The sequence below is a fragment of the Rhodopirellula sp. UH5 genome (assembly GCF_056839225.1).
The window spans coordinates 4,811,041-4,830,726 of the sequence record NZ_CM166390.1 but is presented as its reverse complement, the minus strand read 5'-3'; the positions used below and the strand labels follow the sequence as shown (position 1 = coordinate 4,830,726).

Genomic DNA, 19,686 nt, shown 5'->3' with positions numbered 1-19,686 from the left:
CGAAGGCGTCTTCATTGTGACGAGGTGTTTCGTCACGTTGCTTTGCGTAATTTTGATTCAAAGGTCAAATACGATGAAATCTGTACTGGATCGCTCCTTGGTGGGCATGTTCTTGGTTCTGGCCCCATTGGCACCTTGCTTCTTGACCGGATGTTCGTCCAGCGAACCCGCCGTCGTCGAAGAAGCTGTGATGAGCGATACAGACATGGAAGCTTATGAAGCTGAAATGGACGCCACTGACCCAATCGAAAAATAGTCCTTCCCAGTGGAGGAATCGCATGTCAAAACGGTCCGCTCGAACAACCAAACGAAACGAACGGTCCAGGAGCGGATCGGTTGACTTGCCCCTCAAGGATTCACCCGAGTCCTCGCCGCAATCGCAGGCATGGACCTCTTCTTCCAGCGACGCGGTGTGGTGGATCCTGGTAGCGGCAGCCTGTGCTGTCGGACTCGTTCTCCGACTTTGGCACTTCGCGGCGGCGTCACAACTTCCGACATCCGGTGAATTGCTGGGAGATGCTCTCGGTTACTACCAGTGGTCGCAGGAGGTCGCATCGGGTGATTGGTTTGGCCAAGAAACGTTCTATCAGGCGCCTCTTTACCCTTACTTTTTAGCGGTCGTCAGCGTTTTGTTTGGCCCTTCGGTCACCATGATGCAAATGGTGCAGTGTTTGCTGGACGTCGCCAGTGTGGCGTTGCTTGCCATGGCGACTCGAAATTGGTTTGGCCGCCGCGCCGGCTGGCTGGCTGCTTTCGGTTACGCGATGTATCCGCCGGCCATCTACTACTGCTTGTTGATTCAGAAAGCTGGGCTGGCCACTTTTTTGCTGGCGTTGTTTTTGATGCTTGCATCACGTTTGCATCCGCACCGAAGTCGTTCGTTTCAGCTGGCTCACAGCGTTGGCCTGGGATTCGTTCTGGGTTTGCTGGTTCTGACGCGTGAAAATGCTCTGCTTTGGATCCCTCTGATTCCAGTCTGGTTGTTCATTGCGATGCGAAGACCGCCTGAACTGGACAACGAAATCACGGAAGGGCGCCCACTCGCTGCAACCGACCAGCCGACTTCGCCACGCTGGCCTCTGACATTGGCTTACTTCTTCGGACTGGCAGTGGTGTTGTTTCCCGTCGCGGCACGCAACGCCTCGCTGGGTGGTGAATGGTCGCCCACCACCTTTCAATCGGGTCCGAACTTTTACATTGGGAACTCGGCCGAGGCGAACGGGATTTACGTGGCTTTGGTGCCTGGGCATGAAACCCCCGAATACGAGCGTTCGGACGCCCAGAAATTGGCCGAAGAAGCGACAGGTCGCGAGTTGACGCCACGGGAGGTCTCCAAGTTTTGGTTCGGTCGAGCGTGGTCAGACATACGTCACTCGCCCACGCGGTGGATCCGGTTGATGGCGTTGAAGACCGCGATGGTTGTCAATCAATACGAAGTCCCTGACGTCGAAAGCTATTCCCTGCATCGTGCTGTCTCCACTCCACTGCGTTGGCTGGGCGCCGTCTGGCACTTTGGGATTTTGTTTCCCCTGGCGATCTTCGGTTTTGCCACCACCGCGTGGAAACCTCGCAGCATCGGTCTCCTGCTGGTGCTCGCGTTGTCGATGATCGCCGCGGTCGCAATGTTTTTCATTCTCGGCCGATATCGATTTCCCTTGGTGCCGCTGTTGTTGCCCGTTGCAGCAATTGGTGTCTGGAATCTCGGATGGATGGTGTGCCACCGAGAGTTTCAACGATGGGCAGTGATCGCGGTTGCATTGCTGGCAATCGTGCTCGCAAATTTCCCACTGCATCAGGAACAGAGCTTGAATGCAAATGCCTTGGCCAATGCGGGAGCCGCGGCGGGACAAGCTGGAAAGTTTGAGATCAGCATCGAGTGGCTGAACAAAGCGATCGACTTGGACGCTGATTCGCCGGTGCCTCATTACAACTTGGCGGGCGCCTATTTGATGACCAACCAAATGGAAGCTGCGATCGAGCAATTGCTGATTGCTAAGAAGCTCGACCCCGATCTGGTGGAAGTGGATCGCACCCTCGCCAGCCTCTTCGAGCAGCGGGGTGAACTTGACCGGGCATCGCACCACTACCGCGAAGCGGTGCGAGTGGACCCGTTGGATCAGTCTTCCCTCGAAGCGATTCGCCGTCTGACAGCCCAGAAATAGCCCCTAAGAGGGGGTGTTATCTGAGCTGTTTTGGTTGTTTATTTTCACTTTGGGCCATTCATTCCTGGGTGAATACAAGACAATATTTCTTTGCATTCCAAGAGAATGTGCCGGTAGATCTTCCTCTTCCAGTGTTGGATCATCGGCTTTCCGCGTGTTTGAACGCGTTTTCGGCTGATCTGTTTTCCGGCAACTTACCGTAGGGTCAAAGATCACCACCCTCTCTAGGGTGTATTCTTAACCCTTGTTTCATTTTACCGACAGATCTAACGTCGCAGAGCAGATTTGTCCGACACCAGCTTCATGCATCTCCTGGTGACGGTCCACCAACAGAGTCTCACACCAAATGGTGCGAGCTCGATTGGATCCTTTTTCTTGCTTTTCTGAGATGCGATTTTTTGTTTTCTTTCAGGGGAACTTGTTTATGTCCAAAGCTTCTGACCGAAGCCCACAGGGTGTCCGCAGCGGATTCACGCTGGTGGAATTGCTGGTGGTGATCGCCATCATCGGTGTGCTCGTTGGTTTGTTGCTTCCTGCGGTCCAAGCCGCACGGGAAGCCGCTCGCCGCATGTCTTGCAGCAACAACTTCAAGCAAATTGGGTTGTCGATGCACAACTACCATGCTGCTTACAACAAAATGCCCATGACGATGATGGGCACCACGCGTTCGGTGAACAATGCAACCAACGACAGCAATCGTTGGTACTTGAGTTACGCCGTGGGAATCTTGCCGTTCATGGAACAACAAGGTTTGTGGGAAGCCATCGCAAATCCTAGCACCGAGACCGTCAACGGCGGTACACCGGCAGGCACTGGCGGTGTCTGGCCCGCCAACGGCCCCTGCCCATGGCAATTCAACTACAAACCCTGGGCAACTGAAATCCCCGCCTATCGATGCCCCAGTGACCCTGCCAAGGGAGCTCCTGGTGGTGGACGCATCAACTATGCAGCGTGCTTCGGCGATTCGTCGAACACCGTGAACAACGGTGGACGCAACGAAGGTGGTTTTGTGAACAACCAGAACAATCCAACTCACGCTGATTTCAACGCTTCGTTCAACTGGTTGGTGGAACGCTCGCGTGCTGCCAACCGTGGTCTGTTCTGGGCCCGCGAACAAATGGCTTTCCGCGATGTTCTGGATGGTTTGTCCAACACCATCGCCATGGGCGAAATTGTCAGTGACAGCGGATCTCGTGAGTTGAAAGAAGTGGTCGTTCGCACCAGTCTGTCATTTGGTGGTGGTTCAGCTGCCTCACCCTCGGACTGCGAGGACCCGGCCTACATCGATCCCGCCCGTCCTCAATTTGCACTGCAAGGCGTGACGGTCCAGTCTCGTGCCAATCGCTGGGCCGATGGTCGGATGAACTACAGTGGTTTCCAAACCATCTTGCCACCCAACAGCATCACCTGTTCACGCAGCAACGACAACTCGGAAGGGTTCTTCTCCGCAGGAAGTCGTCACCAAGGTGGTTGCCACGTCCTGATGGGCGATGGTGCCGTCAAGTTCATCACTGACAGCATCAACGCTGGCAATCAAGACATGGGTCCAATCCAAACTCGTGGACCTTGGCTGCCAGGCGGAAGTGCCAGCCCTTACGGCTTGTGGGGATCACTCGGTACCCGTGCTACCAAAGAAGTCATCGACGAAGAATTCTAAGATCGCACTCCGCGGATCATCCGCTGAACGATCCATCCTTCGTTGTCCCAATCCAATCGATCGCGTTGCCATCACGGCGACGCGGTCGATTTTTCATTGCGCTGTTGCAGGAACTCTTCCGTTGCGAGCTCATCCACTCGGATGAAGTGATCTTTCAGCACCGGGAAGATATCACCTTGGACCGATTGCAAACGCAGGTCTCCGGTCGGCCGCGATGGCATGTGACAAGCGACACAATCATCTGACAGCTTGATTCCTGCGGGCGGATCGAAGTGACAGCTTTGTTCGGCATGACACGACAAGCACCGATCCGAGTAATAGCGAGCCGGCTCCGACACCACTTCGTGTGGATTGTGACAGTCTGCACACGTCATTTCGGATTGCAGGAAACACTCGCTCATTTTCAGCCGGGCAAGTTGGTTGCTGGTATGGACGCTGTTGGCCTCATCGATGCCCGGAGGTGGATCGACGTAGTGCGGCGAAAGCTCGTCACCCGGTCGAAACTCAAACGGATCCCCTCGCAAGTCCGATGAACCAGCGTGGCATTGCCCGCAAACATCGAGTTGACGCTCTCGGTCAAGCTCGGCGGGGCGAACGATCTGGTGAGGCTGGGACGCTTCGGGGTTTGCCTGGTGATAATCGACGTGTTCCCCCGCAGGCCCGTGGCAACGCTCACAAGTGACGCCCCAAATCAAGGTGTGAGGGTTGAATCGGTTCCCACCACCGTCAGGACGCCAATCTGAGTCGTTCAGTGCATCCACGGCTCGATCATCGCCAATCGGTTCGAAGTACGTTGCGTGGCAATCCAGACACCTTGTCGGGATCGGTCGGGCGTAAGCTGCGTCCCCGTCCACAAACCCGGGGCTGTTGATCCAGCGATCGGTCTCGGACAAATGAGTGACATTGTGCTGATACAATCGATCAAGATTCCAATACGCGAACGACCGAGCCATTTTGCCGGACCCAAAGCTCACCTGCATCGGAACATCGATGTACCAGTCGTAGAACCGAACCCGCTGGTAGTACAGGTCTTCCAGAAGGAGCATTTCGATGAAGAGGTGCTCGTCGCTGGTGGTCATTCGGTTTTCGGGCGAGGAGTATTGCCCTGGCATCTTGATCGCTGCCACCGGTTCGCTCGTGTGAGCGTGAGCGGTCTGCAGGAAGGAATCGTAGATGTCGCGATGACAAGATTGACAGGCGTCTGGACCGAGATAGCCAAGTTCATTGCCTCGGTCGGTTTCATTCGGTTCAGGTTCGAGATTCTCTGGCATCTTGCCCGGTGGAAAAGGGATCTCGATCCCGCCACCATCTTGGCGTTTACCGATGAACCAATAGTCTCCGTCACCGACATACGAAACCAACAAATCATCCGGTGGCGGAGTCCCTTCGCCACTGAGCGTCTGCTGATTCCATTGCTGAACGGCTGCGTTTTGTTTCTGACTCAGTTCCGAGGTTTGAGTCTCGACCTTTTGACGTTGCAAACTCTCATAGCTGTCCGCGAATTCGTCTTCGGGGAGGAGCTTGTACGAAACCAAGCCGACCAAACCGAGGGCTGAAAGAAGAGCGAGTTTGCGACCGCTGATCATCTCGATGCTCGCTTCTTCGTACGCTTGGGTTGGCTGCGTCTCATATGGTTCAGTGCGTCCAGTTCGGTTGCTTGGCCTTGGTCACCGCAATGCTGCATCCATCGATCGAGTTCCTGCCGCATTGACCGCATGATGTCTTGCTGTGCTGGGTCGTTGGCCAGGTTGTTCATTTCCAGAGGATCCACTGTCAGATCGTAGAATTCGATTTCGGGACGTTGCGTGTATCGCTGGACCAGTTCGATTGCTTGGCTGTTTCCTGCATCAGCCTCACGTACCCAACTGACAAATTCTTTGGAATTCGTGCAGGCATTTTGAAACGTCACTTCGGGAGTGAAGTTCCAAATGTACTTGTAGCGATCCGATCGGACGCTTCGAATGCCGTAGTGATCTGAACCATTGTTGATGCCGCGAGTCGTCATCTCGCCAAACACCAGCTCTTTGTGAGTTGGTTTGCCAGCCAATACCGGCAGCAAACTCTTGCCGTCCAATTTGGTAGCGGCGTCCGAACTGAGATCACCACCGGCCACCTCGATCCAGGTCGGAAGAAAGTCGATGTACTCGATCATGGCATCGTTCGTCGATCCGGCTTCGACATGCCCTGGCCAACGAACGATGCAACCTGATTGCAGACCGCTGTCATAACAAGTCCATTTCGCGAAGGGCATGGAGTTGCCTTGTTCGCTGACCACGATCAACAGGGTGTTGTCTGCCACTTTGTATTGGTCGAGCAAGTCGATTGCCTCTCCCACCTGAGAATCAAAGTAGGTGATCTCGGCCAAGTAGCGTGACATTCCCTCGCGAGTTTCGGGCGTGTCCAGGATGTACGGCGGCAGCTCGAGGGTTGCCGGGTCGTACCGTGAGGCGTCGCCTTTGTTCCAAGGCGTGTGTGGTTCGTTGGAACACAGAAACAAGCAGAACGGTTGCTCGGTTTCTGAGCAGCCTTTGACGAATTCTTCCACCGCCTCAAAGTTGGGATTGGAGTTGCCCGGCAAGTGTTCCCAGTCAAACACCGATGGCGGAGCAATGTGTTTTTTTCCGCTCTGTGCGACCTGGTAACCCAATGGTTTCAGGAACTGAACCACGCTTGCCGTCCCATCCGGAACAAACGTGTGGTTCGGATAAGCACCGGATTTCACGGGATACTGACCGCAGTAAATGCTGTGCCGGGTGGGCGAGCACATCGCGACGGATTGGAAACAACGCGTCAACCGCATGCCTTCTTCTGCCAAGGCATCGATCCGGGGCGTGTGGGCTTGGCCGCCGTAGCAACCGATGTCACGAAAGGTGCAATCGTCTGCAATCACAAAAACCAAATTGGGTTGTTCATTCGCGAGGGACGTTTTTTGGGTGCAGATCAGGGCGATGACGAAGGCGGCTGCCGCGAGTAGAAATCGATTCATGAGTCCGCCTTCTTTCGCCACACAGGACGGGCATTGGCTGTGATTTCTTCGTTCAGTTCTTCCATTCGAGCGTGCATTCGCTGCAAGCGTTCTGGCTGTTGTTCAGCCAGGTTGTTTTTCTCGCCGATGTCTTCGGAAAGATGAAAGAGCAAGATTTCTGGTTCCGGAGCAGGCCCCTTCGCGTTCTTTCCTCGACGAGCAACCTTTCGCAGATACTTCCAGTCACCGATGCGAATGCCCTCGAGAACTCCGTGCGACGAATAAAAAACGAATTCGTCCCGAGGGGATTCTTCCGACGTGAAGGTGGGTGTCAAATCCATCCCATCGATCTTTCGATCGTTCTCAAGTGGCACGCCGGTCACCGAAGCGATGGTGGGCAGCAGGTCCATGTTGGTGGCGAAGGCGTTGCTGGACGTTCCCGCGGGAATCCGTCCTGGTGACCACATGATGCAGGGCACTCGTTGGCCGCCTTCAAATGTGGTTCCCTTGCCGGCTCGCAGGGGACCGGCACTCCCGCCGTGGTTCTTGAATTGCAACCAAGGGCCGTTGTCGCTGGTGTAAACGATCAAAGTCTTTTCTGACAAACCAAGGTCTCGAACCGTTTGAACCAGACGTCCCACTTCCGTGTCGATGTGCTCGATCACACACTTGTAAGCGTTCTGTGGATCGGGATCGTAGACATCCTCCGGCACATACAAAGGAATGTGCGGCATCGAGTGAGGCAGGTACAAAAAGAACGGCTTGTCTTGGTTTGCTTCCACAAACTCAATGGCCCGATCCGTGTACCGACGGGTGATAGTCCGTTGATCGGCGGGCAGTTCAATGATTTCTTCGCCTTCTACCAACGGTGTGTTGAACAACGTGACCGCCGAGGATTGGTCCCTCCAACGATCATCCGACGACATTTTGCCGAGTCGCTTGTTGTCGGGGTGATTCATGTCATTGGAATACGGAATCCCATAGTAAGAATCAAACCCGTTGGATGTCGGCAGGGTTTCCTTGTGGTGACCAAGGTGCCATTTGCCCACACAAGCCGTCGTGTAACCCGCCGTCTTCAGATGGTCAGCGATGGTGACTTCCTCGGGATGCAGCCCATAGTTGCTTTGCGGAAACAGGACGTGCTGATGCAATCCAACCCGCTTGGGATAACACCCCGTCAGCAACGCTGCTCGCGAAGGCGAACACACCGAGCAAGCGGAATAGAAGCTGGTGTAGCGACGTCCTTCCTGTGCCAAGCGATCGATATGAGGCGTCTTGATGTTGGGCGAACCAAAGCATCCCAAATCGTTGTAACCCTGGTCATCTGTGAAGATCACGATGACGTTGGGTTGCTCGGACGTGTTGGTCGACTCGGCCGCAAAGCTCGAGCCACTGAGCAGTGTGAGAAACGCCAGAAGACCGAGGATGACAGCTCGGAAGCGAGGGATTGGGAAAGCACATCTGGAGGACATGACTCGCCTTGCGAAGGAGGGAGGGGCAAAGGTTCCAGCCAGAGCGAAAGAACCGGTGGGTTGCTCCCCATCATAACCACTGCTGCCCGACGACGAACCATCGGCGTTTTGAAGGTCGTAGGCCAGGTTGGAATTGGCAGGGTCCCCTGCCGGTCCACAATGAACTCGCGATCGGTTGCGGAACGCCTCGCTTTGTTCCAAAGCATCGGCTGGGACGCCTGGTCAGGACCTGGCCTACAGATGCGCGACCTCCAAGGCCCCGCCGGATTCACGGTGTTGCCCGTTGGGGCTTGGTAGACCATTTCGAACTTGCATCCGGGCCTTCACAGGCCCAGCAAAGGCTGTGTCGCCACTCCCGATGCTAAACGCTGAACCCCCAAAGAAAAGTCGCCGAATTTCATCGCACCCAAAGGAATTGCATGAGCGTGATCCGCCTTACGGTCGCCACACAAATTTGCCGTCAACATCAACATAGCCATAGCCATGCTCGCACTTTCGATCGCTGGCCAAACCATGAACAAACGGATTCCAGTAGATCCCCGGAACAGATTTCCCGATCTCGCCCGAGCGACTGAGGATCCTATTCCGAAATCCCATGATGTCGCTTTTGCCAATCAATTCCGCTTGTTGCAAAATCAAATGATCTTCGACAAAGAGTGCCGAGATACTCGGGCCGCGGAGATTAGGCTCGAACAACCAAGTTCCATCTGGCTTCAGGAACCCATAAAGTTGCGTGCCGTCATCCGTCACAGGCCCCCACAGATCTCTGAACCAGAGCATCGCCTGTCGAATCGATGGTCGAAAAATGATTTCGACCGGTCGGTATGGGATAGAAGGTCTCTGCTCCCTGCGGAACCAAAGGCAGTTCCAACACGAGCCGAGTGCATTTTGGATTTGTCGACTGACCTCCACAGGACGGCAACGCTAGCGCCAATGAGATGCACGAGACAATCAACAGGAGAACCCGGATGAACCGTGGCGGCTTAAGCAGGTCGGCAGGAGTGATCAAGCACAACCATGTGAGCCGTTTGGGCGTTAGCCCCGGTTGTGCGTGAAAACCGTGGCTAACGCCAGCGGCTCACATACCCGATGACACCTGCTTAGCTTCAAGTCGAGGCTTATCCGTTGATTTCATCGGGCTGGATCTATTTGAGAGTGGAGCAGATCTGCCGGAGCTGCGCCGAAGCGGCTTGATCCGGCCTACGTGAGAAATCCCTCTTCGATCAAATCGGTTTCCAAAGAGAGGGTGATGAAACGGCACGACCTCCTCAGCGGGCAAGCAACGCTTTGGTGGCGATCGTGATGTCGGGCTGGCGCATCAGCGATTCGCCGACCAAGATGGCTTTGATGCCACCTGCTTTCAGCATCGCAACATCATCCGCGGTTCGGATGCCGCTCTCGCCGACCACCAATCGATCCGACGGAATGCCGGCGGCCATGCGGACGCAGTGCTGCAGATCGGTTTCGAAAGTTCGCAGGTCTCGGTTGTTGATTCCGACCAACCGGGTCTTGGTTGCCAGAACCGGCGCCAGGTTCTCTGGTTCGTAGAGTTCGATCAGCGTTTGCAGGCCCAGCTCAGAGGCTTGCTCATCCATCTCGATCAATTGCTGAGGCGAGAGACATTCGGCGATCAACAACACCGCATCGGCACCGGCGACGCGGGCCTGCAACAATTGGTAGGGATCGACGATGAAGTCCTTGCGAAGGATTGGCAAATCAACCGCCGAGCGAACGGCCCGAAGAAAGTCCAGCGACCCCTGAAAGAACGGTTCGTCGGTGAGCACGCTGATGCAAGCGGCTCCTCCGTCTTCGTATGACTTGGCGATCGTCGGTGGGTCAAAGTCTTCTCGGATCAGTCCGGCTGATGGACTGGCTCGTTTGACTTCGGCGATCAAGCGAACTTGCTCGGTCGCCGCGAGCGAGCCATGAAAGTCTCGGCATGCGGGAAGATCCTTCGCCGCCGCGACGAGTTCCGCAGACGGCACGGAAGCTTGATCACGCGCGATGACTTGGCGGGTTTTTACCAGGATGTCGTCGAGAATCGTCATCGCAATGCTCTCGGTCGATCAGTGTTTGAAGTGACGACGACCGGTGAAGACCATCGCGATTTCGTGTTCGTCGCAAGCCGCAATCACTTCGTCATCACGACGTGAACCGCCGGGTTGAATGATTGCCAGCACGCCGGCTTTGGCGGCCGCTTCGATCGAATCGGGGAAGGGGAAGAACGCGTCGGACGCCAAAATCGATCCCTCGGACCGCTCACCGGCTTTTTTGATCGAGATTTCGACACTGTCGACGCGGCTCATTTGGCCGGCTCCCACACCGATCAGCGATGTGTCTTTGGCCAACACAATTGCGTTGCTCTTCACGTGACGAACCATTTCCCAACCAAACGAGATGTCGTCCCACAAGTCATCGTCGACAGGCGTTTCGGTGACGGTGTTCCACTGCAAAGGCGAGCTGACCATCCGGTCGGCGTCTTGCACCAGCATGCCGCCGCTGATGAATCGGCGTGCGACTTTACGAGCGGGTTCGTCCAAACGGCCGACTTGCATCAACCGAACGTTGTCTTTCCAACGTGGTTTGGTCGTCAGCAATCCAACGGCGCCGGCCTCGTAGTCGGGGGCCACGATGGCTTCGATGAACAAACCGGGCTGGCAGAGGAATTCTGCGGTGGCTTCGTCGAGCGTTCGGTTCATCCCAATGACGGAACCAAAGGCGGACAACGGGTCACCGGCCATGGCTTTGTCGACCGCGTCGGACAAAGTGTCGCCGGTCGCAGCACCACAGGGGTTGTTGTGTTTGATGACCGAGACGGCGGGGTCAGCAAAACCGCGAGCGATGTCGAGTGCGGCATCCAGATCGAGCAGGTTGTTGTACGACAACTCCTTGCCACTGATCTGGCGAGCCGAGACCAAGTTCGCGGATCGCTCCGATGAATCGGAATACAACGCGGCGCGTTGGTGTGGGTTCTCGCCGTATCGCAATTGAGTTTTGCGTCGCAGCGACACGTGCATGGTGGCAGGAAATTCGCCTCCGACGGCATCACCTTGCATGTAATCGGCAATGGCTCGATCGTAGCCAGCAGTGTGATCAAAGGCTTCGGCGGCGAGTTGGGTGCGAAGCTCATCGGTCGTTCCGCCCGAGTTTTCCAACTGGTCAAGGATCTCGCTGTACTGCTCGGGGCTGGTCGCGATCGCGACATCGCCGTGGTTCTTTGCGGCAGCACGGACCAGGCTGGGGCCGCCAATGTCGATCTGTTCGATGCACTCTTCGCGGGTCGCTCCAGTTCGGCTGACCGTGGCGGCGAAGGGATACAGGTTCACGACGACCAAATCGAAGGGCTCGATGTCATGGTCGGCGATGGTGTCCATGTGCTCGTCGAGATCGCGGCGAGCCAGGATGCCCGCGAAAATCCGTGGGTGCAGCGTTTTGACACGGCCGTTGAGCATTTCCGGAAATCCGGTGTACTCGGCCACGTCTTCGACCTCGATACCGGATTGCTCCAAATGGGCCCGAGTCCCACCAGTGCTGTAAATCGTGACTCCAGCGGCGGACAATCCGGCGGCAAAATCTGCCAGCCCCATCTTGTCGCTGACACTGATCAATGCGTTTCGGACGGGGACCACATCAGACACGGTAAACGACTCGGTTCAAGAAAACGGTTGGAAGCTCGAAAGCTGCTTCCGCCAACGGAAACCGCCATGTTCCTTCCCACCGCCAAGACGGTCAAGGCACCGTTGACGATCCGTCATGTGGCAAAAGGTTCCGCGGGCATCCGAACGGGGATCCCAGCCTCAGCCATGTGCTGCTTGGTTTGCCCGATTGGGTGGGTCCCGAAGTGGAAAATGCTGGCCGCCAGAACCGCGTCGGCTTTGCCATCCCGAATGGCTTCGACGAGGTGATCTGGGTGTCCAGCACCGCCACTGGCGACGACAGGAATCCGAACCGCTTCACTGACCGCCCGGGTGATCGGAATGTCATAGCCATCGCAGGTCCCGTCTGCATCCATGCTGGTCAGCACGATCTCGCCGGCTCCCAGCTCCTCGACTCGTTTGGCCCACTCGACCGCTTGCAGTCCGGTCGGTTTGCGGCCGCCATTGATGTGCACCTCCCAAAACTCCTCGCCGTCTCTCTGGACTCGTTTGGGATCGATGTTGACCACGATGCATTGTCGCCCAAAACGATCGGCGGCTTGCCGGATAAAATCGGGGTTGGTCACAGCCGCCGAATTGATCGAAACCTTGTCGCAACCGGCCGACAACAACGCTCGCACGTCTTCGACCGTTCGCACACCGCCGCCAACCGTCAGTGGCATGAAGACCTGTTCCGCCGTGCGACGAACGACATCCAACAGGATCGCTCGTTCTTCGTGGCTGGCCGTGATGTCCAAGAACACCAGTTCATCGGCGCCTTCGGCTTCGTACCGCCGAGCCACTTCGACGGGATCGCCCGCGTCGCGCAGGTTCACGAAGTTGGTGCCTTTGACGACGCGTCCGCCATGGACATCGAGGCAGGGAATGACGCGAGCGGAAAGCATGGGGAATCCAGTGGAAATGGCGGACGAGCGAGTGGCTTGTCAAAGCCTCATTTGAGGGTAGCGAAACTCGTCAAGAGTTTTGACTTGCATGACGATATCCCGAAAGTCTTGACGACTTCCGCTACGGTGATGCTCCTCAACTTTGGTGCTGACGAGGTGCTTACTAACGTACCCAATCGGATTTCAAAAACGCAAGGATGCCAGTCCGACCGATCGAACTACTCCGCCTGGACCTTGAAACGCAGGTCCTGAATCTTGGCTTGCGGGTGTTCCTTGGCCAACTTTTTCAGAATGCGGCGTTTTTGAAAGGTCAGCTCCTGCATCACGACGCTGTCGACCGCGTAGATCATCAGCACGCCGCGTTGCAATTTGCCAACTCGAAACGAAGAAGCGATCGAGGCATCAACGGCCGACTTGATCGTTCCCGTTAAAGCCGACTCGGCCCCCACGGAAGCGTAGCCTCGTCGGCTCATCAATTGTGAAACCAAGCTGCCGATTTTTCGCGGCCCGCTGGGTTTCTCTTCGACCAGTTTAGGAGGTCGTCGTTTCGACGAACTCGCACCGCGACCTGGTTCCTCGCGACGTCGTTCACCCCGACCGGATTCACCGCCGGATGACTGGGGCGGCTGTCCCATGGCGATCACCGATCACGAGCCATCGGCATGATGACGTAAGCGTATCCGTCGTCGGTCTGCATCAGGGCGGGGGACTTCGCCGATTCAATTTCCATCACCACGGTCGACTCGTTGTCCATCACCTTGCAGAAATCGGCCAGGTAGCGATGGTCCATCGTCAGCGTGATCGGCTCGCCGTCGTAAGCGATCGGCAGCTCGATTTGTGATTCACCCAGGTCAGCGGTCTTGGCTTCCAACTTCAGCGTGCCGTCGGCGAAGGTGAAGTCGACCCCGCGGCTGTCCAGGTCCGTCACAATCGCGGCTTGGCGGAGGGCAGCGAACAACGGCCCGACGACCACATCGATCTGAATCGCGTTTTCTCGCTGGGGCAAAACCTGGCGCCAGTTCGGATAGCGACCTTCGACCAAGCGGCTGCTGATGACCGCTCGAGGGGTCCGAATCAGCAGGTCGTTTCCGCGCGAGGCGACCTCAACGAAATCGTCCTTGTCGCTGAGGGCTCGTTCGATCAAACCGATCGCTCGCGTCGGCACGATGGTGGTCATGCCGCTGGTCGCGTGCCCGCCGACCGATTCTCCGGTGCCTTCCATCCGGGCCAATCGCCGGCCATCGGTCCCCACCGCGATAACGGAATTTTCTTCCATCTCCAGCAGCACGCCGCCGAGGGCGTAGCGGCTGCTTTCCGAGTCGGTCGCGAACACGGTCCGGCGGAGCATTTCGCGAAACGTGCGGGTGCTGATTTGGTGGTACTTCGACTCGTCGAATTCGTGGACGCTGGGGAATTCATCGGGGTTGTTTCCGGGCAAGCGAAACTTGCTTCGGCTGCCCGAAATTTTGATTCCGGCTTCATCGGTTTCGATGGTGATCGTTTCGTCGTTGCTCTCTCTCAGAATCGGTCCGGTGCGGGCCACTGGCAGCAGAGCGGTGCCCTCGGTTTCCACCTCGATTCCCTCGGTCACATCCAACCGAATTCCGACCTCCTGATCGGTCGCCATCAGCGTGATCTTGTCGCCGGCGGCGGTGACTTTGACGTTCTGCAAAATCTCCTTCGGCGAACGGCTCGGAGCAATCGATGCAGCGAGGACGAAAGCGTTGGCGAGGATGTCTCGTTGGCAGGTGATCTTCATCGGAGCGATTGAAAAAAGAGACAGGGCAGGAACGCCGACAACTGCCGGCCGAGCCCCGCATGCTTCGCGGCAAACACGTTGCTCAGGGCGGTCCAAGTTGTAACGCGATCGCTTCGGATTGGCATCCCCTGAAAGCTTCGCTGGCGAGCCCGAGACGGACACGGACGGAAACCGGGTCTGAGCTGGGGCGGTTCTTCCTTGGATGTTTGCTATCAAATAGTACTAATTGATTTACCGTCGTCGTCGTAATGCGTGGACAGGGAATGTCTGAAAACGCCGTTTGAAACTCGATTGAGACGGCAAAACACGTTCAAAACGACCTTTTTACAGCTGTGGATAACCTGTCGTTTGAATGTCTCAAAACTGTCTGAAGTTGGACCGACTTCGAACACACCTAGACAGCGGCTTGCCGAAGGTGGTCAGAAGTCAGACATTTTTAGACAGACTTCAGACAGTGAAATGACAGGTTATCCACAGGCGTTTCGGGGGTGAAAACGAGGGTCCATGAGCACCAAAAAAGAATCTGAAAACGATCTAAAAAAGTTCGTTTCGAAGACGCCGGAAGACCCTCGTCTGACCGTTTTGTGGTCGACGGTCCAGTCCATGGAGCAGGCGGAGGCGATCGCCAAGGGGTTGCTGCAGGAGCGTTTGGCAGCCTGCGTGCAGATCGATTCCCCGATCATCAGCCACTACGTTTGGGAGGGTCGGTCGTGTTCAGAAAAAGAGTTCCGCGTGGTCATCAAAACCGCTCATCAACGAACCGATCAGGTGATCAAATGGCTGGTCCAGAACCATCCCTACGATGAGCCTCAGATCATCGCGCTGCCAGTCGAGAACGCGTCGCTGGGATACGCTCGATGGGTCGCCGAATCGACGTCGGAGTAGTCGGCCTCTGGCTCCATCCACAGGCTGAAGGCGCCAGAGCAGGGGGGCATGTTCCGCCGGAACCGACGGGCGATGGCGGCGCAAAAAAAGCCCTCCCGAGCACTGAGGTAGTGCAGTTTTTTGATGCCGCTTTTCGGCAGATTTACACACGGCTTACCTCTCCCGAAACGAAGTTTGGGGAGTGGTCGAGCGACGCCGTTCGGGCGTACGCGAGGGAGGGGGCCGAGCATGGGATGCGGCGCGGATTGCCCTCCCCCGGAAATCTCGCTGAACGCTCGCTTTCCGACCCCTCCCGCTGCACGGGCGGGGTTCTCAAGACGCTGCTGACACAGCACTCGAAAACTGCACGACCTCTCTTGGTGGAGGGCCGGGAGGTCGGCGGCGAGAGAACCGGACGGTGGTCGCTCAGGTCACTTCGAATCGTCGATCTGGATGGCGTCGACGGAGGTGAATTTGCCGACTTCCATGTTGGCTCCGCCCAGCATCACCAAGCGGTCATCGGCGACCGGAAGCATGCGGTGAAAGAACCGGGCCGGTTCGACCTTGGCGACCGTTTCCCAGGTCTCCCCCTCGGCAGCCAAGCGGTGGACAAAACCATCCAGGGTGGTGACGTACAACCGATCGCCGGCGGCGAAAGCAGAGGACCCAAAACCGGCCATGCCGGATCCTGGAAGGGCGGGGCCGAGCGACCAGGTTTTGGCTGACGGGTCGTAGACATCGACTCGGGTGGTCGGGCCACCTTCGGACCGCATGCCACCGACCACGAACAGTTTGCCATCCTGAGCGGCGACGCTGATGGCTCGTCGTTGGAAGGGGGGCGTCGCGACGGATTGCCATCCCGCATCGGGGTGGGCCAGATCCAGCGACCAAGCGGTTGAGTGCCAGGTGCTGTCTTCGCTTTCGCCGTTCAGACTCCATCCGCCGAAGACGTAAACGGTGTCCCCGAGAACCGCCGCGTCCAGCGAAGATCGGCCTTCGGGCAGGGCGGGAAGGTCGCTCCAGGATTTTGTCTGGGGGTCAAAACTGGCCACGGCGGATTGAGATCGCAGGTCGTGTTCTTCGCCGGTGTCGTTGACCGCCGTGAAGCCACCGATGCGAATCAATCGGTCGCCATGAGCGACCAAGGCCAACCCTTGCAAACGAGGGCCGGTGGCAACCGTTTCCCACTTCGCGTTCTCGTCGGTGGTGTCCAAAGCCCAGAGGCGATTGGATTGTTCGGCGGTCGAATACGAGTGAGCGCTGCCGGTGTGCCCGCCGTAGGCGTAGAGGGTTCCGTTCAGGAACGCGGCCCCGAAACTGGTCAGTTCCTCGGGCAGATCGGCAAGCCCCGAAGGGTGGATCGATACGTTGCTGCCGGCGATCACCTGGGGTGATTCGGTTTGCTTTTTGGCCGCAGCCGCGTCCGACGAGATTCGAAACGACGCGGTCAAGTAGTCGGCTGTGCTGGAGTATTCCTCGCCGCCGAGTTCCCCTGGGGCGTTCTTGTCGGTGATGCCGGCCATGACCGAGTTGAGCCCCGGTTCAATGATCTCGGAAGAGAACGACACGCGGCCGTTGCTGTTGGTGGTTTCGGTTCCGGCTTCGTGGCCGTCTTCGCAGAACAGTTTGACTTCTGTTTCGGGCAAGGGTTGGCCATCACGCAGCAATTGAACTTGGATGTCGCCATTCTTTGCGGATGTGATCACCGTTTGCAAAGCGGCTCCCGGACGTGGTTCGCTGGGCCAAGCCTTCGCGTCATTCTGTGGCAGGTGCTCGACGTGATAGGTCAGCTTCATGCCGTGGTACAGACCGTAGGTGACCGATCCGGCGATCTCGTCCCCAGTGGGAATCGGTTGCGGGCTTTGGATGCCGACCAAGTCATCCGTTTCAACCGGTTTCATCTCGATCGTTTTGTCAGCAATCGATGCGTTGGTGCTGTGCAATTCGATCTGCTGGACCGCTTCGGGCATCGGGTAAGTGCGGTCGTCGGTCGATTCGCCGAACCACATGACCGCATGTCCCTTGGCATCGGAAGCAAGCCAAGGGAAGTGAGCCGAGGCGGAAGTGGTCCCGCTCAGGATCAGGGCCAGGGTGAGCAGTTGTCGTTTCTTTGAGATTTTCATGATGATTGACTGTTACAGAGGGATTGGGTTTGTCTGGGAAAGAGTCGCTCGCTGGGGCGACGCGACAGTTGACGCGAATGACGTGGCCGAAATTGGCACGCGTCATTGTTCACGTTCTCAACGCTTGGTCAGTTCAAACGTCAACGGTTGGACGTTGGCGGCGTCGATGGTTGCCCGAAGTTGACCGGTGCTCTGATAGCGGGCCGGAATCGATCGAGCGTTCAATGGATCTCGCTCACCGTTCTGGATGGCCGCCACTGCTTCGTTCATTTCAGGTTCCATGGGCGTGATCATCACGTGATGCTCCCCCGGTGAGGGACCATTGGTCGAATCGAAGGCAAAATGTCCTTCTGAAATCATGGTAACGCTGTCGTGAAGCCCCGGTTCACTTTTGATGGCGACAAACCGGATCATCGCGCGGGGCAAGGGTTTGCCACCGAGAGTGACATGCCCCGAGACTTCGACACGTTCCGGCTCCGTCGAATCGGAACAACCCAGCGGCAACACCGAGATCAGAGCAACAGCGATCAGACGCATGCAAGAGAGTTGGGACGAGCGAGTCATGGGGCATCCTCGACCACTTCGTGACCATTGCGAGTGGCCAAGGCATTCAGCAGGTCGCGGTCGAGGAACTCCGTCGTGAACCGCACACTGCCGTCGCCAAACAGGAAGTAGACGCCGCCTTCGTGCATGCTTTGGAACCCGCCGTTGTTCGCCGCGTTGTGAACGTTGAGTTCCTTTTGGCTGGTCCCGAGCGAAACCTTGGGGTAGCCAAGCACCCAACGAGCGGTTCCCCACTTCACCGTTCCAGCGACGCTGGCCGGACTGGTCCACAAGTAGTCCGCCATGTCATAGGTCGTTTCGCCATAGGCGATGGTGTTGCTGCTGCCGTCGATCAAGTCTCGGAAGCCAGCCGCTGGGTTGTTGTATCCGTAGGCGGTCCAATTCAAACCAAACATCCCATCGGCTTTGGGCATGTAAGCGGCGGTGCCTTCGCACGCGAGGTAGCTGGAAGGACCACCGGTCTCGTTCAGATCAGTGTCGGGAACACTTCGAGGCAAAACCATCGATGGGCACAGGTAAGTCGCGATGGTTTGTGCTGCGACTTCTTGGTTGATGGGATCGGAGTACGAACGGCTGAAATCAAATTGTTGGTACGTGTTGGCCTCTTCCAAAAACGGCAGGGCAGCCGTCAAAGGGCCCAAGAAATTGCTCAGCCGTGAACCTTCAGGAAACTTCTGGAAGGTGCCGTGGTAGTTGTGAAGGGCCAACCCAATCTGTTTGAGATTGTTGCTGCAACTCATCCGACGAGCAGCGGCTCGAGCGGATTGCACGGCGGGCAACAACAACCCCACCAACACACCGATGATGGCGATCACCACCAACAGTTCGACCAGTGTGAAGGCTCGTCGGTTGCGACGAAGGAGCACGGTTCGGTTCGAGGTCGCCAGCGGTGTATTGGAAGCAGCGACGGAAGTCGAAACGAAAGCAGGGCGCAGAAGCGCACAGAAATGGGCATGGTTATCTCCAGCCGAGAAGTCACGGAACGGGAAACGTCCCCGGACGGGGGACGGATCGAGCGTGGCTGGCTAGAGAGCGAGAAGCTCGTCGCTTGCTGCGTCGTCGATGCTGATATTGCGAATCAGTTGCAACAATTATGCTTGTTCTGACGGTGGTTGCAACCGCATTGGGAGAGAAAAATGGTTCGAACCCGCCAGTAGAAGGGTTTTTGGCTGTTTTTGCAGTCCTTTTGGGTGGTTTTGGCCGGTGTGGACCGGCACGGTGCTGCATTCATGCACGACCCCTCTCGGGAAATGTCGATTTCATGAGTGACTCAGCCGAGTGTGCTGAGCCGCCGTAGGCCGAATGAAGGAGGCTTCGCGACGCACATCCGGCAGCGACATGCTTGGAAAGGTCCGCCGTTCTGTTGGATCAAGATTCCTTGTTCCCCGGCTCTGCCTGGGAACAGACTGTCTTGGAGGCTCCGCCTCCCGATTCTGTCTCAGCAGGCGGAGCCTGCAGTGCATTGCGTTCCCAGGCAGAGCCTGGGAACGAGAAAAGTGGTTCAACTCATAAGTCTCGTCTTAACCAGCATTTATCATCGACCTCCCCGGAGGGAGGGTGATGGAAATTCCCGCGTTCCT

16 protein-coding genes are annotated in these 19,686 nt (G+C 56.9%); 4 read left to right on the top strand and 12 right to left on the bottom strand.

The genetic code is table 11. The features are described 5' to 3' along the window. The first annotated feature begins 73 nt into the window (after window positions 1-73). The 3 genes from UH5x_RS17055 (at window position 74) to UH5x_RS17045 (ending at window position 3,819) form a co-directional block, all read left to right on the top strand. Window positions 74-256, top strand: a complete 183-nt coding sequence (locus tag UH5x_RS17055) for a hypothetical protein (protein ID WP_274406434.1) — start codon at window positions 74-76, stop codon at window positions 254-256. 22 nt (window positions 257-278) lie between these two features. After that, window positions 279-2,162: a tetratricopeptide repeat protein gene (locus tag UH5x_RS17050; protein ID WP_482633123.1), complete on the top strand. Its 1,884-nt coding sequence runs from the start codon at window positions 279-281 to the stop codon at window positions 2,160-2,162. A gap of 424 nt (window positions 2,163-2,586) precedes the next feature. Then, entirely contained in the window at window positions 2,587-3,819 is a 1,233-nt protein-coding gene (locus tag UH5x_RS17045) for a DUF1559 family PulG-like putative transporter (RefSeq protein ID WP_482633122.1), read from the top strand. 71 nt (window positions 3,820-3,890) lie between these two features. Here the strand turns inward: UH5x_RS17045 and UH5x_RS17040 are convergent, their stop codons facing one another. The 9 genes from UH5x_RS17040 to dnaN all read right to left on the bottom strand — a co-directional run bounded on the left by UH5x_RS17040 (window position 3,891) and on the right by dnaN (window position 14,555). Further along, window positions 3,891-5,405 carry a multiheme c-type cytochrome gene (locus UH5x_RS17040; protein ID WP_482633121.1) on the bottom strand — a complete coding sequence of 505 codons (1,515 nt, stop codon included), beginning with the start codon at window positions 5,403-5,405 and terminating at the stop codon, window positions 3,891-3,893. Next, a complete protein-coding gene (locus tag UH5x_RS17035) occupies window positions 5,402-6,805 on the bottom strand; it encodes a sulfatase family protein (protein WP_482633120.1) in 1,404 nt (467 codons plus the stop codon). The genes UH5x_RS17040 and UH5x_RS17035 overlap by 4 nt, the downstream gene beginning before the upstream one ends. Further along, window positions 6,802-8,256 carry a sulfatase family protein gene (locus tag UH5x_RS17030; RefSeq protein ID WP_482633119.1) on the bottom strand — a complete coding sequence of 485 codons (1,455 nt, stop codon included), beginning with the start codon at window positions 8,254-8,256 and terminating at the stop codon, window positions 6,802-6,804. The genes UH5x_RS17035 and UH5x_RS17030 overlap by 4 nt, the downstream gene beginning before the upstream one ends. A gap of 435 nt (window positions 8,257-8,691) precedes the next feature. Further along, window positions 8,692-9,036, bottom strand: a complete 345-nt coding sequence (locus UH5x_RS17025) for a hypothetical protein (RefSeq protein WP_482633118.1) — start codon at window positions 9,034-9,036, stop codon at window positions 8,692-8,694. A 488-nt stretch (window positions 9,037-9,524) separates the two neighbouring features. After that, a complete protein-coding gene (trpC, locus tag UH5x_RS17020) occupies window positions 9,525-10,304 on the bottom strand; it encodes an indole-3-glycerol phosphate synthase TrpC (RefSeq protein WP_482633117.1) in 780 nt (259 codons plus the stop codon). An 18-nt stretch (window positions 10,305-10,322) separates the two neighbouring features. Beyond that, window positions 10,323-11,843: a bifunctional phosphoribosylaminoimidazolecarboxamide formyltransferase/IMP cyclohydrolase gene (gene purH / locus UH5x_RS17015; protein WP_236696615.1), complete on the bottom strand. Its 1,521-nt coding sequence runs from the start codon at window positions 11,841-11,843 to the stop codon at window positions 10,323-10,325. Window positions 11,844-12,007: 164 nt separating this feature from the next. Next, a complete protein-coding gene (hisF, locus tag UH5x_RS17010; RefSeq protein WP_482633116.1) occupies window positions 12,008-12,796 on the bottom strand; it encodes an imidazole glycerol phosphate synthase subunit HisF in 789 nt (262 codons plus the stop codon). 218 nt (window positions 12,797-13,014) lie between these two features. After that, window positions 13,015-13,431, bottom strand: a complete 417-nt coding sequence (locus UH5x_RS17005; protein ID WP_236696574.1) for a DciA family protein — start codon at window positions 13,429-13,431, stop codon at window positions 13,015-13,017. Between the two features lie 5 nt (window positions 13,432-13,436). Further along, window positions 13,437-14,555: a DNA polymerase III subunit beta gene (gene dnaN / locus UH5x_RS17000; protein ID WP_047816459.1), complete on the bottom strand. Its 1,119-nt coding sequence runs from the start codon at window positions 14,553-14,555 to the stop codon at window positions 13,437-13,439. A gap of 504 nt (window positions 14,556-15,059) precedes the next feature. On the opposite strand from dnaN, the gene cutA reads away from it, so the two are divergent. After that, window positions 15,060-15,440 carry a divalent-cation tolerance protein CutA gene (gene cutA, locus UH5x_RS16995; RefSeq protein WP_482633115.1) on the top strand — a complete coding sequence of 127 codons (381 nt, stop codon included), beginning with the start codon at window positions 15,060-15,062 and terminating at the stop codon, window positions 15,438-15,440. A 410-nt stretch (window positions 15,441-15,850) separates the two neighbouring features. On the opposite strand, the gene UH5x_RS16990 is transcribed toward cutA, so the two are convergent. The 3 genes from UH5x_RS16990 to UH5x_RS16980 form a co-directional block, all read right to left on the bottom strand. Then, window positions 15,851-17,542 (bottom strand): Kelch repeat-containing protein, encoded by a 1,692-nt coding sequence (locus UH5x_RS16990; protein ID WP_047816457.1) that lies wholly within the window; start codon window positions 17,540-17,542, stop codon window positions 15,851-15,853. 117 nt (window positions 17,543-17,659) lie between these two features. Continuing rightward, entirely contained in the window at window positions 17,660-18,106 is a 447-nt protein-coding gene (locus UH5x_RS16985; RefSeq protein ID WP_047816456.1) for a transthyretin-like family protein, read from the bottom strand. Next, a complete protein-coding gene (locus tag UH5x_RS16980) occupies window positions 18,103-18,972 on the bottom strand; it encodes a DUF1559 family PulG-like putative transporter (protein WP_482633114.1) in 870 nt (289 codons plus the stop codon). Before UH5x_RS16980 ends, UH5x_RS16985 begins: the two co-directional genes overlap by 4 nt. Window positions 18,973-19,686: the final 714 nt, after the last annotated feature.

What these genes read in the sequence shown, in the direction of transcription:
- UH5x_RS17055 (WP_274406434.1), top strand. Translation starts at nt 74, where the DNA reads ATGAAATCTGTACTGGATCGCTCCTTGGTGGGCATGTTCTTGGTTCTG.
- UH5x_RS17050 (WP_482633123.1), top strand. Translation starts at nt 279, where the DNA reads ATGTCAAAACGGTCCGCTCGAACAACCAAACGAAACGAACGGTCCAGG.
- UH5x_RS17045 (WP_482633122.1), top strand. Translation starts at nt 2,587, where the DNA reads ATGTCCAAAGCTTCTGACCGAAGCCCACAGGGTGTCCGCAGCGGATTC.
- UH5x_RS17040 (WP_482633121.1), bottom strand. Translation starts at nt 5,405, where the DNA reads ATGATCAGCGGTCGCAAACTCGCTCTTCTTTCAGCCCTCGGTTTGGTC.
- UH5x_RS17035 (WP_482633120.1), bottom strand. Translation starts at nt 6,805, where the DNA reads ATGAATCGATTTCTACTCGCGGCAGCCGCCTTCGTCATCGCCCTGATC.
- UH5x_RS17030 (WP_482633119.1), bottom strand. Translation starts at nt 8,256, where the DNA reads ATGTCCTCCAGATGTGCTTTCCCAATCCCTCGCTTCCGAGCTGTCATC.
- UH5x_RS17025 (WP_482633118.1), bottom strand. Translation starts at nt 9,036, where the DNA reads ATGCTCTGGTTCAGAGATCTGTGGGGGCCTGTGACGGATGACGGCACG.
- trpC (WP_482633117.1), bottom strand. Translation starts at nt 10,304, where the DNA reads ATGACGATTCTCGACGACATCCTGGTAAAAACCCGCCAAGTCATCGCG.
- purH (WP_236696615.1), bottom strand. Translation starts at nt 11,843, where the DNA reads ATGGGGCTGGCAGATTTTGCCGCCGGATTGTCCGCCGCTGGAGTCACG.
- hisF (WP_482633116.1), bottom strand. Translation starts at nt 12,796, where the DNA reads ATGCTTTCCGCTCGCGTCATTCCCTGCCTCGATGTCCATGGCGGACGC.
- UH5x_RS17005 (WP_236696574.1), bottom strand. Translation starts at nt 13,431, where the DNA reads ATGGGACAGCCGCCCCAGTCATCCGGCGGTGAATCCGGTCGGGGTGAA.
- dnaN (WP_047816459.1), bottom strand. Translation starts at nt 14,555, where the DNA reads ATGAAGATCACCTGCCAACGAGACATCCTCGCCAACGCTTTCGTCCTC.
- cutA (WP_482633115.1), top strand. Translation starts at nt 15,060, where the DNA reads ATGAGCACCAAAAAAGAATCTGAAAACGATCTAAAAAAGTTCGTTTCG.
- UH5x_RS16990 (WP_047816457.1), bottom strand. Translation starts at nt 17,542, where the DNA reads ATGAAAATCTCAAAGAAACGACAACTGCTCACCCTGGCCCTGATCCTG.
- UH5x_RS16985 (WP_047816456.1), bottom strand. Translation starts at nt 18,106, where the DNA reads ATGACTCGCTCGTCCCAACTCTCTTGCATGCGTCTGATCGCTGTTGCT.